This window comes from uncultured Aquimarina sp. (assembly GCF_947492115.1).
GTDB lineage: Bacteria > Bacteroidota > Bacteroidia > Flavobacteriales > Flavobacteriaceae > Aquimarina.
The window spans coordinates 14,983-31,342 of record NZ_CANLMM010000002.1 but is presented as its reverse complement, the minus strand read 5'-3'; the positions used below and the strand labels follow the sequence as shown (position 1 = coordinate 31,342).

The 16,360-nt window shown below is 33.2% G+C and carries 18 protein-coding genes; 12 read left to right on the top strand and 6 right to left on the bottom strand.

Annotated features, from left to right (window positions below):
- Position 1: 1 nt before the first annotated feature.
- Entirely contained in the window at positions 2-1,270 is a 1,269-nt protein-coding gene (locus tag Q1A73_RS05510; protein WP_299602699.1) for a DUF5103 domain-containing protein, read from the bottom strand.
- Positions 1,271-1,459: 189 nt separating this feature from the next.
- Between Q1A73_RS05510 and Q1A73_RS05505 the strand changes: the two genes are divergently transcribed.
- Genes Q1A73_RS05505 through nqrF form a run of 6 tightly spaced genes read left to right on the top strand, consistent with a single transcriptional unit; the run spans position 1,460 to position 7,558 of the window.
- Positions 1,460-2,812, top strand: coding sequence for a Na(+)-translocating NADH-quinone reductase subunit A (locus tag Q1A73_RS05505; RefSeq protein ID WP_299602696.1), 1,353 nt, complete (start codon positions 1,460-1,462; stop codon positions 2,810-2,812).
- Positions 2,813-2,816: 4 nt separating this feature from the next.
- Positions 2,817-4,061, top strand: a complete 1,245-nt coding sequence (locus Q1A73_RS05500; protein WP_299602693.1) for an NADH:ubiquinone reductase (Na(+)-transporting) subunit B — start codon at positions 2,817-2,819, stop codon at positions 4,059-4,061.
- A 2-nt stretch (positions 4,062-4,063) separates the two neighbouring features.
- Positions 4,064-4,819 (top strand): Na(+)-translocating NADH-quinone reductase subunit C, encoded by a 756-nt coding sequence (locus tag Q1A73_RS05495; RefSeq protein ID WP_299602690.1) that lies wholly within the window; start codon positions 4,064-4,066, stop codon positions 4,817-4,819.
- A gap of 3 nt (positions 4,820-4,822) precedes the next feature.
- A complete protein-coding gene (locus Q1A73_RS05490) occupies positions 4,823-5,521 on the top strand; it encodes an NADH:ubiquinone reductase (Na(+)-transporting) subunit D (RefSeq protein ID WP_299602688.1) in 699 nt (232 codons plus the stop codon).
- Positions 5,522-5,532: 11 nt separating this feature from the next.
- Entirely contained in the window at positions 5,533-6,246 is a 714-nt protein-coding gene (gene nqrE, locus Q1A73_RS05485) for an NADH:ubiquinone reductase (Na(+)-transporting) subunit E (RefSeq protein WP_299602685.1), read from the top strand.
- 1 nt (position 6,247) lies between these two features.
- Positions 6,248-7,558, top strand: a complete 1,311-nt coding sequence (nqrF, locus tag Q1A73_RS05480) for an NADH:ubiquinone reductase (Na(+)-transporting) subunit F (RefSeq protein WP_299602683.1) — start codon at positions 6,248-6,250, stop codon at positions 7,556-7,558.
- A 71-nt stretch (positions 7,559-7,629) separates the two neighbouring features.
- Here the strand turns inward: nqrF and Q1A73_RS05475 are convergent, their stop codons facing one another.
- Positions 7,630-8,307, bottom strand: coding sequence for an outer membrane beta-barrel protein (locus tag Q1A73_RS05475; RefSeq protein WP_299602681.1), 678 nt, complete (start codon positions 8,305-8,307; stop codon positions 7,630-7,632).
- A 194-nt stretch (positions 8,308-8,501) separates the two neighbouring features.
- On the opposite strand from Q1A73_RS05475, the gene Q1A73_RS05470 reads away from it, so the two are divergent.
- The 5 genes from Q1A73_RS05470 to Q1A73_RS05450 all read left to right on the top strand — a co-directional run bounded on the left by Q1A73_RS05470 (position 8,502) and on the right by Q1A73_RS05450 (position 11,639).
- Complete coding sequence (locus tag Q1A73_RS05470) at positions 8,502-8,861, top strand: DUF4846 domain-containing protein (RefSeq protein ID WP_299602678.1); 360 nt, start codon at positions 8,502-8,504, stop codon at positions 8,859-8,861.
- Positions 8,845-9,381, top strand: a complete 537-nt coding sequence (locus Q1A73_RS05465; RefSeq protein WP_299602675.1) for a DUF4846 domain-containing protein — start codon at positions 8,845-8,847, stop codon at positions 9,379-9,381. Before Q1A73_RS05470 ends, Q1A73_RS05465 begins: the two co-directional genes overlap by 17 nt.
- A gap of 38 nt (positions 9,382-9,419) precedes the next feature.
- The gene (locus tag Q1A73_RS05460) at positions 9,420-9,797 is read left to right on the top strand and encodes a Na(+)-translocating NADH-quinone reductase subunit F (RefSeq protein WP_299602673.1); all 378 of its coding nucleotides are present in this window, start codon (positions 9,420-9,422) and stop codon (positions 9,795-9,797) included.
- Positions 9,798-9,807: 10 nt separating this feature from the next.
- Positions 9,808-10,797, top strand: coding sequence for an FAD:protein FMN transferase (locus Q1A73_RS05455; protein WP_299602670.1), 990 nt, complete (start codon positions 9,808-9,810; stop codon positions 10,795-10,797).
- 239 nt (positions 10,798-11,036) lie between these two features.
- Positions 11,037-11,639 (top strand): sigma-70 family RNA polymerase sigma factor, encoded by a 603-nt coding sequence (locus tag Q1A73_RS05450; protein ID WP_299602668.1) that lies wholly within the window; start codon positions 11,037-11,039, stop codon positions 11,637-11,639.
- A gap of 11 nt (positions 11,640-11,650) precedes the next feature.
- Here the strand turns inward: Q1A73_RS05450 and Q1A73_RS05445 are convergent, their stop codons facing one another.
- The 3 genes from Q1A73_RS05445 to map are packed head-to-tail and all read right to left on the bottom strand — an operon-like array spanning position 11,651 to position 13,714.
- On the bottom strand, positions 11,651-12,415 hold the full coding sequence (locus tag Q1A73_RS05445; protein ID WP_299602666.1) for a class I SAM-dependent methyltransferase: 765 nt from the start codon (positions 12,413-12,415) through the stop codon (positions 11,651-11,653).
- A gap of 51 nt (positions 12,416-12,466) precedes the next feature.
- Positions 12,467-12,838 carry a GxxExxY protein gene (locus Q1A73_RS05440; protein ID WP_299602664.1) on the bottom strand — a complete coding sequence of 124 codons (372 nt, stop codon included), beginning with the start codon at positions 12,836-12,838 and terminating at the stop codon, positions 12,467-12,469.
- A 57-nt stretch (positions 12,839-12,895) separates the two neighbouring features.
- Positions 12,896-13,714 (bottom strand): type I methionyl aminopeptidase, encoded by an 819-nt coding sequence (gene map / locus Q1A73_RS05435; protein ID WP_299602662.1) that lies wholly within the window; start codon positions 13,712-13,714, stop codon positions 12,896-12,898.
- A gap of 320 nt (positions 13,715-14,034) precedes the next feature.
- Between map and Q1A73_RS05430 the strand changes: the two genes are divergently transcribed.
- Entirely contained in the window at positions 14,035-14,892 is an 858-nt protein-coding gene (locus Q1A73_RS05430) for a hypothetical protein (RefSeq protein ID WP_299602660.1), read from the top strand.
- Positions 14,893-15,270: 378 nt separating this feature from the next.
- Here the strand turns inward: Q1A73_RS05430 and Q1A73_RS05425 are convergent, their stop codons facing one another.
- Positions 15,271-16,353, bottom strand: a complete 1,083-nt coding sequence (locus Q1A73_RS05425) for a FecR family protein (protein WP_299602658.1) — start codon at positions 16,351-16,353, stop codon at positions 15,271-15,273.
- Positions 16,354-16,360: the final 7 nt, after the last annotated feature.

Genomic DNA, 16,360 nt, shown 5'->3' with positions numbered 1-16,360 from the left:
TTTAGTTTGTAATATTTCTTGAGTTTCCGATTCCTTTTCCAATTGCACGATCATAACGAGCACCAGGAGCACGATAATATGGAATGACTACATATTCATTTTCAGTTTCATCGAAATTACCGCTAATAAAACCTGGGTCAATGGTTCCGTCAGGACGCACCAATACATATTTGTAATTGTTGAATCCCTGTTTAAATAATTTTTTACCTGTGTAAATTCCGTTCTCTTGATCATATGTTAAACGAGTAGACTCGTCAGTTATATAATTATTGAAATTTCCGAAAAGATGAATTTCTCCGCCATCTAAAGGCTCATAGCACTGCAATGCAAAATGCATCCATACGTAATCCGCTTCTGTATTGCTGTTTTCTGCTCTGAGATTTCTAACAACAAAACTACCGTTAATATCAGGATAATAAGTGTAAATTCTATTACCGCGTACCACATCTGTATAGAGATAATTGTGATAAATATCTTGTAAATCGATTCCTCTGATATTAGCAGTAGGTGATCGTACTTCTTTGTTATCAAAGAAAAGAAATTCATTTCCTGCCCAGAAGCTAGATTCAGTATCATATTTGTATACTAGGTTATTGGCAACGGTAAATTGTGGAATTAAATCTGTGATAGCATTTTTTAAATCATTATTCTGAATCACTAAGGTTTTTACGTTGCGTTTAGGATTCTTCAGAATTTCATTTGGTGAACTTATTTCAAATTGTACAGATTGTCGTGTATCGATAAATTTTAAATCTCTAGATCTTTTGGTGTATACTTTAACGTTAGTCAGATTTTCATAAACGATGAACTTTCTGGAAAACACAATTTCACCATCGTCATCATAAATTTCGATCATATAGTTCCCACTTACCTTTAAACCTCTTGTATCTTCATTGGGGATTCTTAAGGTATAATGGCTATACATCTGTAAGGTGTTAAAAGAATTTTCGTAGTTGACTATTCTAATATCATCAAATCCGTTTAGGTATTCATTTTTGTACAAGGAAGAAGGAGTCCAGTCAAAATTATAATAGGTGATTTTGTAATAATAATCTACTTCATCTCCATTGATATCATCAAACCTAATGGTTAGTGGATCACCAAGTTTTAAAATTGGTGTGCCCGAAAATTCTTCACTACCAAAAAGTTGAATGGTTTTGATATGGTCTGGAGGTGCGACCTCTTCTGTGGTTTCTTGAGCGAGAATAATTGATGGAAAGGAGCTAAAAATTCCTAAAATCAAAAAGAATTGTTTAAGTTTTTGTGACATTAATAGAATTGTTGATTGTGTAAAGATAAACAAAATGTGTGCCTAAAGATAAGTGTAGATTTTTTAGGGCTCAAACTTCTTATTTAGAAACATTATAAATAAAATCTTATAACATCACCAGCTTTCACTTACGTGTTTTAATTAGTAAATTTGCACGATTTTTTTAGTTAATTAACATAGACTACTAATATGTCAAAAGACATTCGTATCAGAAAGGGCTTAGACATTAAGCTGGTTGGTGAAGCAGAGAAGATTACTTCTGAAGCTACCAAGAGCAATGTTTACGCAATAAAGCCTGACGATTTCCACGGTATTGTACCCAAAGTTATTGCCAAACAAGGTACAGAAGTAAAAGCCGGCGAACCCCTTTTCCACTCAAAAACTAATGAAAATATGCTTTTTCCTTCTCCGGTAAGTGGTGAAGTTGTGGAAATTGTTCGCGGTGCTAAACGAAAAATATTAACGTTCAAGATTTTAGCGGATAAAGAACAGCAATTTGCCGATTATGGTGCAAAGGATGTAAAGTCAATGAGTGGAGAAGATATCAAATCTCACTTATTAGCGTCTGGTTGTTGGCCGTTTATAAAGCAACGTCCATATGATGTAATTGCTAATCCAGAAGTTGCTCCAAAAGCAATATTTATTTCTGCATATGCAACTGCACCATTGGCTGCAGATCTTGAATACGTTTTAACGGGTAAAGAAAAAGAGCTACAAGCAGCTGTTACGGCATTGAGCAAGTTGACAGAAGGTGATGTCCATGTTTCTATTGGTAAAAATGGAAGTTCTCCTTTTACTGGTTTAGATAACATCACTATTCATAATGTAAGTGGTCCGCATCCTGCTGGAAATGTTGGGGTACAGATCGCTAAAGTAGATCCAATAAATAAAGGAGAAGTTGTATGGGTAGTAAATCCTCAGGACTTAGTGATTATTGGAGAGTTGTTATTAACAGGGAAATTTAATGCCGAGCGTATTATTGCGCTAGCAGGATCTTCTGTAAAAAGCCCTAAGTATTTTAAGACAAAAATAGGCGCAGAAGTATCTTCAGTGGTATATGATTCTGGAGTAAATGATAACAACATAAGAGTGATCAGTGGTAATGTGCTTACTGGAGATAATGTAAAGCCTGATGGTCATTTAGGTTTTTATCATGATATGATCACTGTAATTCCGGAAGGAAATGATTATGAGTTTTTTGGATGGAATAAGCCAATCTTCAATAAAATTTCTCCTTCTAGAGCATTGACTTTTTCTTGGTTATTCCCAAATAAAAAGTATGATTTAAATACGAATACGAATGGAGAGCATAGAGCGTTTGTAGTTACTGGTAATTATGAAAATGTTTTTCCAATGGATATTTATCCGTTACAAATCTTAAAAGCTTGTGCTGTTAATGATTTGGATGCGATGGAGCAGTTAGGAATGTATGAAGTAGCTCCTGAAGATTTTGCGTTGACTGAGTTCATTTGTGTGTCCAAACAACCACATCAGCAAATCATCAGAGAAGGATTGGATTTAATGTTAAAAGAAATAGGATAGAGTCATGAGTTTAAAAAGTAAATTACATAACTTAAAACTTAAGTATAAAGGTACAAAGATGGCGCCTGCATTTAATGCAATCCATACTTTTTTGTATTTACCGGACGAAACTACACATTCTGGAGCTCATGTAAGAGGAGCAGATGATCTAAAACGTACGATGAATACTGTGATTATGTCACTAGTGCCATGTTTGATATTTGGTATGTTTAATGCAGGATATCAGCATTATTTAGCACTTGGAGAAATAGAAGCGGCTTCTAATGGTTTTTTTAGCGCTGCTTTTTGGTCTTTAGATAATCTAGTTATTGGATTGTGGAAGATTTTACCATTAGTAGTGATTTCATATGGAGTAGGGTTAGCGGTAGAGTTTTTATTTGCGGTAATTAAAGGTCATGAGGTAGAAGAGGGTTACTTAGTAACAGGAATGTTAGTTCCTTTGATCGTGCCAGTGGATACTCCATTATGGATGTTAGCAGTTGCAGTGATTTTTGGAGTGGTTATCGGTAAAGAAGTATTTGGTGGTACGGGAATGAATATTTTGAATCCTGCTTTAACGATTAGAGCATTTTTATTCTTTGCATATCCAACATGGATGTCAGGTGATAAAGTATGGGTACATGGAGCAGTAGAAAGAGCAAATGAAATTGCTGGTGGAGCACAATTAGATGCAATATCAGGAGAAACAATTCTTGGAGGCTTAGCACAAGGAAAGAATATTATAGGATCAGGTGATGCTACATACTCGGTAATGGACGCTTTTTACGGATTTATTCCTGGTTCTGTAGGAGAAACATCTGCATTATTAATTTTATTAGGAGCAGCTTTCTTAATTTTTACAAAAATTGGAAGTTGGAGAATCATGTTAAGTGCAGTTATCGGAACTTTAGTAATGGGATTAATATTCAACGGAGTTACTAATGCAGGTTGGATTTCGGAATCAAGTAAGTTTTATGCATTAATGAATTTAGAATTCTGGAAACATCTTATTGTAGGTGGAATTGCATTTGGTATAGTGTTTATGGCTACAGATCCAGTAACAGCTTCACAAACGAATAAAGGAAAATGGATTTATGGATTCTTGATTGGATTTATCTCTATATTGATAAGAGTATTTAATCCGGCATATCCAGAAGGAGTATTCTTAGCAATTCTATTGATGAACGTATTTGCTCCAACTATTGATCACTATGTGGTTCAAGGAAATGTGAAGAAGAGAATGAAACGTCTAAAATTAAAAACAGCGTAACGATGGCGATTAATACAGATAAAAATTCATATACGATCATCTTTGCGATTGCAATGGTGGTTGTAGTAGGCGCCTTATTAGCAGGAATATCTTCAGTTTTAAAACCTAATATCACTGCTAATAAAATAACAGAGAAGCAGCAAAATATTTTGTTTGCTATGGGAGTTACTGATACCGAAGATCCTAATGAGTTTGTTCCTGCAGAAAAAGCAGAAGAGCTTTTTAATAAGTATGTGGGAGATGAAAAATATATCATTGTAGGTGATGTTGCAGAGAAGACTGAAGATGCTTTTAACATCGAGGTGAAAAAGGAGAATGATAAATTAAAGCAAGACCCAAATTACAAACGTAAAATGCCTTTATTCATCGGTAAAAAAGATGGAGAGGAGTTTTATATTGTTCCAATGAGAGGAAATGGTCTTTGGGATGCGATTTGGGGATATGTGTCTTTAGATAAAGAGTTTAAGAAGGTAAAAGGAGCATTTTTTGATCACAAAGGAGAAACTCCTGGATTAGGTGCAAATATCAAAGAAGCATATTTCAGAGATGACTTTATTGGAGAAAGCATACTAGATGCTGCTGGAAACTATAAAGGAATTACGGTAAAGAAAGGTAATGGAGATCCTAAGAATGTGAGAAAAGATGACAATGCTGTGGATGCTATGGCGGGAGCTACGATCACTGGTGATGGTGTTACGGCTATGGTAAAGAAAGGGATCAAAATGTATCAACCTTATTTCGCAACTTTAAAAAAATAACAAATGGCTGAAGTAACAGAAGAAAAAGTTGAAGTTAAAGCAAAAGAGCCTAAAGAGCCATTGTTTTCGAAGAAGAATAAAAAGCTATTAACAGATCCACTTGCTGATAATAATCCTATTACAATTCAGGTATTAGGTATTTGTTCTGCATTGGCAATTACTGCGCAGTTAAAGCCATCTATCGTAATGGCAATTTCGGTAGTATTTGTTTTAGGAATCGGTAATGTGGTAATCTCATTGATGAGAAATATCATTCCTTCTAAGATTAGAATTATCGTGCAATTGGTAGTTGTTGCTACTTTAGTAATTGTGGTGGATCAAGTACTAAAAGCATTTGCATATACATTAAGTAAAGAACTTTCGGTATTTATCGGATTAATCATTACCAACTGTATTATCATGGGACGTTTTGAAGCATTTGCTTTGGGTAATGGTCCTTGGAAATCTTTCTTGGATGGTATTGGTAATGCAGCAGGATATGGAGTATTGTTGATCATCGTTGCTTTCTTTAGAGAGTTATTAGGATCAGGAACACTATTCGGGGCTAAAGTATTAGGAGATCCGATCGAAAAGACTGGAGTATACGCTTTTGGATATGAGAATAATGGTTTTATGGTGTTAGCACCAATGGCATTGATCACGGTGGGAATTATTATCTGGATCCAAAGAAGTAGAAATAAAGCATTAATTGAAGATCATTAAAATAAAGAAACATGGAATATTTAGAGTTATTTTTAAAATCGATCTTTATAGATAATATGGTATTCGCATTCTTTTTAGGAATGTGTTCATACCTTGCGGTTTCCAAAAAAGTATCTACTGCGGTAGGTCTTGGAGCAGCGGTTATATTTGTTTTGGCAATTACAGTGCCTTTAAACTTTTTATTAGATAAGTACATTCTTAGAGAAGGTGCTTTGGTTTGGTTAGGTCCTGAATATGCAGATTACGACCTAAGTTTCTTAACATTTATTTTATTCATTGCTACCATAGCAACTATGGTACAATTGGTAGAGATTATTGTAGAGAAGTTTTCTCCGTCCTTATACAATTCTTTAGGTATATTTTTACCACTTATCGCGGTAAACTGTGCGATTCTTGGTGGATCATTATTTATGCAACAAAAAGAATTTGCAACGATTTCACATGCTGCAGTCTACGGAATAGGATCAGGGATAGGATGGTTCTTAGCAATTTTAGCGATTGCCGCTATTAGAGAAAAGATCAGATATTCTAATGTACCTGCTCCGTTAAGAGGATTAGGAATTACATTTATACTTACTGGTTTAATGGCGATTGGTTTCATGAGTTTTGGTGGAATGTTAACTGGTGGTGAAGAAGAAGAGGCCAAAAAGAAAGAAACTGTGCAAGTGAAAGAAGAGACTGCTAAAGAAGTAGCAGAAAATACTAACGTTTCAATACTTAAATAATATGATATTTTTAGCATCTACAGTTGGAACAATCGTTATCACCATTATTTCATTTTTGGTGTTAACATTGGTTTTAGTTGGGATTTTATTGTTTGCAAAAGACAAATTATTACCATCAGGACCTGTAAAGATTACCATTAATGGAGAAAAGGAGATAGAAGTAGCTTCTGGAGGTACTTTATTATCTACTTTGGGTAATGAAAAAATATTTTTACCATCTGCATGTGGTGGTGGTGGAACCTGTATACAGTGTGAATGCCACGTATTAGAAGGTGGAGGAGAAGCATTACCTACAGAAACGCCACACTTTTCTCGTAAAGAGTTACAGCATGGAGCGCGTTTAGCTTGTCAGGTAAAAGTAAAACAAGATATGAATATTGAAATACCAGAAGAGGTATTTGGTATCAAGAAATGGGAAGCAGAAGTTGTGCGTAACTATAACGTGGCTTCTTTTATCAAAGAATTTGTAGTTCGTATTCCGGAAGATATGGGATATAAAGCAGGAGGATATATTCAGATAGAAATTCCACCTTGTGAAATTAAATATTCTGATATTGATATTACTGCGCATCCAGAGGAGCATGAAACTCCAGACAAATTCAAAGCGGAATGGGATAAGTTTGGTTTATGGCCATTAGTGATGAAGAATGGAGAAACTGTGGAAAGAGCATATTCTATGGCTTCTTACCCAGCAGAAGGAAGAGACATTATGCTAAATGTTCGTATTGCTACTCCACCATGGGATAGAAGTAAGAATGCTTGGATGGATGTTAATCCAGGTGTAGCATCTTCTTATATTTTCGCACAAAAACCTGGAGATAAAGTTACTATCTCTGGTCCTTACGGAGAATTCTTTATCAATGAATCTGAAGCAGAAATGCTTTACGTAGGTGGTGGTGCAGGAATGGCGCCAATGCGTTCTCACCTGTATCATTTATTCAAAACCTTAGAAACTGGTCGTAAAGTTACCTATTGGTACGGAGGACGTTCTAAAAGAGAATTATTTTACTTAGATCATTTCCAGCAATTAGAAGATAAGTTTCCTAACTTTAAATTCTATTTAGCTTTATCTGAGCCATTAGAAGAGGATAATTGGAAAGTAAAGAAAGATATTAATGATACAGAAGGTGATGGATTTGTAGGATTTATCCATAATTGTGTGATTGATAATTATCTGAATCACCATGATGCACCTGAGGATATAGAATTATATTTCTGTGGTCCACCATTAATGAACAAAGCAGTTCAAAAAATGGGAGAAGATTTTGGTATTCCTGATGAGAATATCAGATTTGATGACTTTGGAGGATAGGACATCTAGTGTCTATAACATACTTTTAAAAACCGATACAAAAATGTATCGGTTTTTTATTTGCCTTGATTTTATATTCGATATAGGACTCCGAAATAAAAATTATCTAATCCTATAGAAGTAACAAATCTATCGTTTTCGAAAGAAGAAGTACTGTTATTATCCTGATTAACTGCATTACCCTTTGTTTTTTCATATCCAATTCTTCCTATTCTTGAGGTTAAGGATAGTCTTTTATTTAAGAATAAATTGATTCCAGGGCTTAAACCAATAGCAAAGCTTTCTGTTTCTCTTTCTCCTGTGGTAGTAATTACTTGTGTATTAAAAGATCTGCTGTCTCCATTTAGTTTGGTATAAGAAGTGGCGATTTCTGAAAAAAGTGAAATTCTTTTTTTAGGAGTAAAAAAATATTTACCAGATATGCCAGCAATATAACCGGATTGATCAAATCTGGATATCGTTTCCGTCTCAGAATGTTGATTAAGATACCCCAGATTAGCACCTATCATAAAATGATCAGAAATGAAATATCCAATTTCGGGAATGATGGCTAGGTTACTAGAGTTTTGATCATTGCTAAAATAATCTATATCACTAATATATTCTGATGAGCTATTTGTTTTTGAGTAATTTATAGATCCAGAAATGGTAAAATCTCCTTTGTTGAACCCATATGTTGTTTCATCTTGAGCAATAGTATTTGAGTACCCTAGTAAAGCTACTAGGATTGATAAAATAAAAGTTTTCATTAGTCTGAAATTTAAGATTAAAATTATATTCAAATACCGGTATTGTTGCTTCTAATGACGTTTCACTTAAAATGGTGTTTGTTAATAAAATCCCAAATTTGATGGTTGTTGTTTTTTTATGTTTATTTCTGCAACGGATAGTAAATATTGGTGTTCTTTCTTAATTAGAGTGTTCTTAAATTAGTCGGTTTCGTATGAAAAAATATGTTTTTGTTGGATTGGTAATAGTTGTTTTAATTCTTTTGATTAGAACCACTTCTAAAGGTAGACATCTAACAAATCATGTAAAAGGAACAATAACAGAAATGGTTTCCTCTCCTAATTATATCAATAAAGAAGGTGATTCTGTTCTTACCCGAGTAGCGTTGCCTGAAGGTTACAAAAGGAAAGAATATTCTAAAGGTTCTTTCCAAGATTATCTACGAAATTACCCATTAAAAACGTATGGATCACCAATTATAAATTATGATGATAGTAAGTATTTTGCTCAGCATTGGCATGATGCTATTTTAGAAGTTCCAGTTCCCAAAAAATGGATTGCAACAATGTGCTGATGCACTGATGCGATTAAGAGCTGAATATTTATGGGAGAAGAATCGGAAAGACGAAATAGGTTTTAATTTTACTTCAGGGCATTATTGTTCATGGAAAAAATATGCCGAAGGGTATAGGCCAAAAATAAAAGGCAATAAAGTTAGCTTTCATAAAACAGCTGCCGCAAACTATTCTGAAGTGAATTTTTATAAATATTTGAATTTGATTTTCACCTATGCAGGCACCTTGTCTTTAAGTACAGAACTGCCAAAAGTTGCCATAAAGGATTTAAAAATCGGAGATATGTTAGTAAAACCTGGAACTCCTGGCCATATCGAGATTATTGTTGATCATGCTGTTGATGAAAATGGGAAATCACTCTTTTTGTTAGCGCAAGGAAATACTCCAGCGCAAAATGTGTGTTTGCTTAAAAATTTTGAAGATACGAAGATCTCTCCTTGGTATAGGTTTGCGGAAAATGAATCCGTATATACTCCAAGTTATTATTTTGAAAATCCAATTTTTATTAGGTTCAAATGACACTACATTTTTAGAGAGAGTGGTATCTTTGCAATATTATGTCCAGAATTTTAACGAAACAAGAGTTGCATAATCTAGCAATGAATATTGTTGGAGAAGATTTAGAGAAGAAAGGTTATGAATTTATTGCTATTAATAGCAAATTAGGGAAGCATCCGCAGTTCGTATGTATCGATAAATCTAATCAGCGCTATTTTGTAATTGTCAAAGCGATTGCGTATCCAGATAACCCTCATAATTATGATATGATTTGGATGGAAGCTTTTAAGAAACATGCCAGAGAACAAGAAGCTAAAGTGTTTTATGCTGGGGTGGGATTACAAAACTCGGAAAACCCAAATAAGCCCGTTTTTTTGAATGAAGAATATGTGTTAGAATATGCTGGACTGCAAGTTGTAGAAACACATCTCAATTAATTTTTTTATAATGAGAAGCCTTCTTTTTTTATTCCTTTTTATAAGTCAATTTTCTTGTAAACAAACTCCAAAAAATCATTTAAACTATACCAATGGAAACGCTTTTGGAACATCATTTTCTGTTCAGTTTATAGCTCCTAAAGAAATTGATCTTTCTGCATCTTATGATAGTATCGTTGCTGTTATCAATACCTCTATGTCAACCTATCAAAAGGATTCTGATATATCTAAAATTAATAGTGGAGATACTACGATAGTGGTCGATAATCATTTTAAGAAAGTATTTCAAGCGTCAAAAAAGATATACAAACAAACAGATGGTGTTTTTGACCCTACTATAGGTGTTTTAGTAAATGCATGGGATTTTGGTCCAGAAGGGAAGATAATAGCACTAGATAGTCTTAAAATAGATAGCTTGTTAGTTTCTGTAGGATTGGATAAGGTTAGTTTACAAAATGATAAAATTGTAAAACAATACCCTAATACATTTATTGATTTTAATGCTTTAGCAAAAGGATATGCAGTGGATGTTTTTGCGGAGTTTTTAGAAACTAAAAATATAGAAAATTATTTAGTTGAAATTGGTGGCGAAATTAGAGGTAAAGGAAGTAATTTGATCAAAGAAAAGCCTTGGCGAATAGGAGTAGAGGACCCTAATTTTGATAATACTCAGTCTTATAGCAAGGTTATTACTTTACAAGAAGGAGCTATGGCAACTTCTGGAAGCTATCGTAAGTTTAAAATAGACGAAAACGGGAATCGATATGCTCATATAATCAATACTCAAACGGGATATCCTTCTAAATCAAACATACTTAGTGTTTCTGTTCTTGCAAAAAGTTGTATGGAAGCGGATGCATACGCCACAGCTTTAATGTCTATGGGATTAGAAAAATCGAAAGATTTTTTAAGCGCACATCCCGAAATAAAAGTATACTTCATTTACGAAAATGATCAAAAAGAAATAACAACACTTGCTGTTAATGGTTTTCCAGATTAAGTGAATTAGTTATTCTGATCATTAGTTTACTCATTGAAGATACGAGTTCCCTAATTTTGGTTTTCTTTTGATAGGTGCTCCAATTAGTTTTAAGGTGTAATGCAAAATCGATAGTATAATTAGCAACATAGTTGCTTTTTAATTCGTCTTTTGTAGAGAAGCCTACTTTTTATGTAACAATGGAACAAAAATTGATACTGATAAAATGGGGGTATTAACTAACTAATTAATTCATCAATATGGGGCAACATGATGAAAGCACTATTTTTCAAGGTATCCGAAATGGAGATCCGCAAGTCTTAAAAAGTTTTTATAACAGAAATTTTACTATTATTCTCAGTTATATTACTCGCAATTCTGGAAATGAGAATGATGCCGAAGACATCTTTCAGGATGCTTTAATTTCCTTATATCAGTTTTTAAAAAAGGAAGAGACATTACATTTGCGGTGTTCGATTCATACCTATTTTTATAGTATCTGTAGAAATTTGTGGATTAGTAAACTACGCAGAGCTGGGAAAGTTTCTTGTTGTGGAAAAATCAATGAAATTGCATTAGAGTTGGAGCCTTCCATTCTCGAAGATGCAGAGGTAAAAGAACAAGAGCAATTATACCGAAAGCATTTGTTAAGTCTTAATTGTAAGTGTAAGAATATACTTTTTTTGTTTTTTGAAGGAAAGAGCATGAAAGAAATATCTAAACTTACTAATTATTCTGAAGGGTACGTTCGAAAAAGAAAATTCGAATGTAAAGAATATTTAATTCAATTGATTGAAAATGATCCTTTGTATAAAGAATTGATATTGCCGAGTAGAAGAAATATAAGAAAAAATGTTTCTTAGAAACTGAGTTACTATTTCGAACAAACTGGTAGTATTTCTCCAGGAGCAAGACAGTATTTAACTACTTCTTCTTCAGTAAGTCTATTTGTGTAGTCAACTTCTTCTACTTTAAAACCTATGGATCTTAGTTTATCGAAATAATCTTTACCGTACACTCTTACATGATCGTATTGCCCAAAAATCTTTGCACGTTCTTTTGGATCAGTAATACTATTATCTTCGAAGGTGATATCTCTGCTAAGGTCTTGAGGTATTTGTAAAATAGCCATTCCACCTGGCTTAAGTACTCTCAATAATTCCTGCATAGCTTTGGTATCATCAGGAATATGTTCTAATACATGATTGCAAAAGATAATATCATATTCATTTGAAGCAAAAGGAAGATTGCAAATATCTGCCTTAACATCTGCAAGTGGTGAGTTTAAGTCTGTAGTAGTGTATTCAAGGTTTTTTAATCTTCTAAACCTTTTATAAAAAGCTTGTTCCGGAGCAAAATGTAAAACTTTATGTTTTTTAGTGAAAAAATCCGTTTCATTTTTAAGATATAACCATAATAATCTATGGCGCTCTAATGATAGTGTTGATGGAGAAAGTACATTTTCTCTTTGGTTACCATATCCATAAGGAAGAAACTTCGAAAAGCTTTTCTCGTCAATTGGATCCGTAAAAGTGTTTCCTTTTAGGAAAAAAGAAATGACAGGTCGAACCAAATAGCTAAGACGAATTAATATAGGTCTAGGTATGGTATTTAATATGAATTTGAAGAGTTTTTTCATAAATGTAGAATTACGCAAAGGACACTAAGAAAACCCAAAGTTTCTCAAAGTTTACATTATAAAACGTTTTATTCCATTTTTAAGCAAACTTACATGGAAATTAATAAGAAGTCCAAGTTTATATTCTCCGAGTTTTAAGTACGTGAGAATTTGTGCAGAATGAACATCCGTAAAATATTCTACCGTTTTTAATTCTATAACAACTTTGTTTTCTACTAAGATATCAATTCGGTAACCTTGGTCCAGTTTAATTTCTTTGTATACTACTGGTAATGGTTTTTCTTTATGGATTTTTAATCCTCTTTTTTTTAATTCATAACACAAACACTCCTGATAAGCAGATTCAAATAAGCCTGGTCCAAGATTTTTATGAACTTCTATAGCACATCCAATTACAATTTTAGATATTTCGTCTTCTGTCATTCTTCTTGGAGATCCTTCGTGAATTCTTAGTGAATCTTTGTGAAATAATAAAAAAAACTAAACTACTAATAATTCTTGTCTAAAAGCATCTTCCTCATCAGATTCAATACCTAAAGCCTGATAGATATATTTAAATGTAGAAAGTATTTCTGGTTTACCGTCAATAATCGCAACATCATGCTCAAAATGCGCACTTGGTTTTCCATCAGCGGTTAGGATTGTCCAACCATCTCGTAATTGTTTGATACGCTGTGTTCCCATATTAATCATGGGTTCTATGGCAACTACCATTCCTTCTACAAACTTTTTGCCTCTTCCTCGTCTTCCATAATTTGGCATTTCAGGATCTTCATGCATTTTACGACCTAATCCGTGTCCTACCAATTCTCTTACGACACCATAACCAGCTTCTTCTGTATATTGTTGAATAGCATATCCAACATCGCCCACTCGTTTTCCAACTCTTAGCTCTGCGATACCTTTATACAAAGATTCTTTGGTGATTTTTAGAAGTTGTGCTACTTCCGGAGCAATTTCTCCAACTGGAAATGTATAGGCATGATCTCCATAAAAATCATTCTTAATAGCTCCGCAATCAATCGAAATGATATCGCCTTCCTCAAGTGGAGTATTATTAGGAATACCATGAACTACTTGTGCATTCGGACTCATACAAAGCGTATTCGGAAAATCATACAATCCCAAAAACCCTGGAATCGCACCATGATCTCTTATAAACTCTTCCGCTAATTTATCTAATTGTAATGTGGTAACTCCTGGTTTTACCTCTTTCGCAAGCATTCCAAGGGTTTTAGATACAATTAATGCACTTTCGCGCATTAGTTCAATTTCTTCACGTGATTTAGTTATGATCATAGTATCCTTTGTTATGGGAAGGCAAATTTACAAAGAATATTAAGATTCAACCGATGGATCTAACTTTAATATGATTTGGTAAAATTTTCTGATATCTGTGGGTGTTAATTTCAAGGATTTGCTACTAAAATTATAAGAATTAAGATATTATGTATATTTTTTTTTAAAAAAAAAGTATCCTTGAAATCCCTTGTGTTTAAAGGCTTTTAAAAAAAAAAGGAAAAGAAAAACATAAAAAACAAAAAAGTACGCAGCGTTTTTGAGTTTTCAGGTTTTAGTAATAGAAAACCCATTGTAAAATTCATTAAAAAAAGTAAACCATGAAAAAATTATTGATTTGTATTGTAGCTTTAGGATTAATCGCGAGTTGTGCTGTAGAGGATATGGATGATACTATAGCTATCCAGAATTCTGATAAAGAAAATTTTGAAATGTATAATAGCTTAGATGGAGCTATGGATAGTTTTGACCTAATTTCAGAACAGGCGTTTAATGAAGTTCAAGCTTCTTCTAAGAGTTCTTCTAACAGTTGCGCATCATTAGAATTATTGATTGCCTATAATGAAAACCCTATACCTGGGTTTGCAAACTATGATTACTATAGCAAGATGGTCTTAAATTATACCGAAGAACAATGTCAGTTTGATGATTGGACCGGAAGATTAGAATATTATGTAGCAGGAGTGTTTCAGGAAAAGTGGAAAGATTCTACCGTTTTTAAGAATGTAAGAGGAGATGAAGGTTATAGTTTTGATGGATATAGAGTAGCAGAACAAAATGCAGATTTAAGTACAGAAACGACAAAAGTTTTTGATGTAATTATCGATGGTGTTATTACCGAGCCTGATGGTGATTCTTACCGTTATACGGCAAATAGAAATTTTACATTCGAGAATAGGTTTACTGCAGATGAAGTAATTACTTTAGAAGAATCTTCTTTAATAGAAGGGATTACACAAACCTATTTTATGAAATCTGAATCGGTTAGTGGTAATCCACTAGTGTATAAAGTAGCCTGTTTTGGTCGCCCTACTTTCTTAAAATATCCAGTACAAGGATCATTGGATTTCTCTAGTAGTTTTGGAGTTAATTTCAATATAGATTTTGGAGATGGGTCTTGTGACAAAGAAGTTGTACTCACTGGAGATAATGGAGAATCTATTGTTTTTGATTTATAATAGATAGTTTAGTTAAATTTAAGAACTGCTTGAGATTATTTTCAAGCAGTTTTTTTATGCGCTTTTTTTAGAAAGCTACTTAGTTTTATATATTCTAGTATGAAGGTTTTATTATGATCTTTATTTCTCTATTCTTCAGAATTAATAAAGTGTTGTCTTTTGGAGTTTGATATCTTACAAGGAATTTATGTTGTCTAAATGGTTTAGTTTAATACACGTTCATCAGTACTTATTTGATTTGTTGGCTGTTAATGCTATTAAATGGAATACTATCTGCTAATATTTTCTAACAACACGTCTTTCTTCTATGAATAATAAGAAATGATCTTCGTTTTATTTCAAATTGATATGATGTTATTTAAAGCTTTTAAAGGCAGATTATAGATCACAACCTTTTCCTTCTATTAAGAATATGCCGTCTTTTTTAGATAACTTTAATTTCAAAGAAGCCGTTAGTTCTTTTAAGATATCTGCGATATTGTCGTCGGTAAAAGTACCGGAATATCTACAGTTAAGAATGTCGCGATTTTTGAGTATGATTTTAGCATCATAATTGTCTCCTAAGTCTTGAATAACCAAGTTTACAAGAGCGTTATTATAATTTAGTTCTTTAGTTTTCCAGGCGAATTGATTTGGCGCTTTTTTGAGTGTTGTGATTCCATTATTATCAGCTTTCAGGCTTTCTCCAGGAGTTAAATCTTTTATTTGTTTGGTTTTATTGTGTACTACTTTTGCGGTACCACGTATCAGTGTCATTACATCAGCTTGGGCATCAGAATGAATAGCAAATGAATTGCCAGTAACTTGTATTTTACAATGTTTTCCGAAAATGATGAATGGTTGATTTTCGTTGTCTTTTACATTAAAAAATACAATTCCATTAATATCCGCTCTACGAAATCCTTGTTTGGTGGCGGTGAAGTTTACTTTACTGTTTTTTCTAACTACTATAGTGCTCGAATCTGGTAGCTGATTGTATTTAGTTTTTTCTGTGGATGCGTATTTGCTGGATGCAGTGTAGGTAATTGTAATTACTCCTTTTTCAATAATTTCATCTTCCGCTTTCAGCGTGGTAACATCTACTTTATTCGGGATTTGATTTTTTTGGTGGACTTGAATAGGCTTTACTAGCGTATCGACTGTAATTTCTTTTTCATCTTTATTATATACACTGTCTACTGGTTTTGAAACGAGATTTTTGTTTTCTGTAGGAGTTGATATCTCAGTAGTGACCTCTTTTTCTTTAGTAGTTTTAATATTTTTAAAATAATAGAGAGTAAATACCCCAATAGACATCAAGAGAATAATACCAATAGCGTACCAGTAAAATAATTTTTTGTCATCCGGTTTATCCTGAACAGCATCGAAAATTTGGTCAAAATTATCCCTGGAAGACACAACTGTATCATCCTTAAATTTTGACTGTAAAAGTTCTTTAAAAAGATCTTTATCTTGTTTCATTTTATTC

Bases quoted from the DNA above. Each gene is read 5' to 3' on its own strand.
- Q1A73_RS05425 (WP_299602658.1), bottom strand. From the start codon at position 16,353: ATGAAACAAGATAAAGATCTTTTTAAAGAACTTTTACAGTCAAAATTT.
- Q1A73_RS05505 (WP_299602696.1), top strand. From the start codon at position 1,460: ATGTCAAAAGACATTCGTATCAGAAAGGGCTTAGACATTAAGCTGGTT.
- nqrF (WP_299602683.1), top strand. From the start codon at position 6,248: ATGATATTTTTAGCATCTACAGTTGGAACAATCGTTATCACCATTATT.
- Q1A73_RS05455 (WP_299602670.1), top strand. From the start codon at position 9,808: ATGAGAAGCCTTCTTTTTTTATTCCTTTTTATAAGTCAATTTTCTTGT.
- map (WP_299602662.1), bottom strand. From the start codon at position 13,714: ATGATCATAACTAAATCACGTGAAGAAATTGAACTAATGCGCGAAAGT.
- Q1A73_RS05490 (WP_299602688.1), top strand. From the start codon at position 4,823: ATGGCTGAAGTAACAGAAGAAAAAGTTGAAGTTAAAGCAAAAGAGCCT.
- Q1A73_RS05430 (WP_299602660.1), top strand. From the start codon at position 14,035: ATGAAAAAATTATTGATTTGTATTGTAGCTTTAGGATTAATCGCGAGT.
- Q1A73_RS05495 (WP_299602690.1), top strand. From the start codon at position 4,064: ATGGCGATTAATACAGATAAAAATTCATATACGATCATCTTTGCGATT.
- Q1A73_RS05470 (WP_299602678.1), top strand. From the start codon at position 8,502: ATGAAAAAATATGTTTTTGTTGGATTGGTAATAGTTGTTTTAATTCTT.
- Q1A73_RS05510 (WP_299602699.1), bottom strand. From the start codon at position 1,270: ATGTCACAAAAACTTAAACAATTCTTTTTGATTTTAGGAATTTTTAGC.
- Q1A73_RS05445 (WP_299602666.1), bottom strand. From the start codon at position 12,415: ATGAAAAAACTCTTCAAATTCATATTAAATACCATACCTAGACCTATA.
- Q1A73_RS05475 (WP_299602681.1), bottom strand. From the start codon at position 8,307: ATGAAAACTTTTATTTTATCAATCCTAGTAGCTTTACTAGGGTACTCA.
- Q1A73_RS05500 (WP_299602693.1), top strand. From the start codon at position 2,817: ATGAGTTTAAAAAGTAAATTACATAACTTAAAACTTAAGTATAAAGGT.
- Q1A73_RS05440 (WP_299602664.1), bottom strand. From the start codon at position 12,838: ATGACAGAAGACGAAATATCTAAAATTGTAATTGGATGTGCTATAGAA.
- Q1A73_RS05450 (WP_299602668.1), top strand. From the start codon at position 11,037: ATGGGGCAACATGATGAAAGCACTATTTTTCAAGGTATCCGAAATGGA.
- Q1A73_RS05460 (WP_299602673.1), top strand. From the start codon at position 9,420: ATGTCCAGAATTTTAACGAAACAAGAGTTGCATAATCTAGCAATGAAT.
- nqrE (WP_299602685.1), top strand. From the start codon at position 5,533: ATGGAATATTTAGAGTTATTTTTAAAATCGATCTTTATAGATAATATG.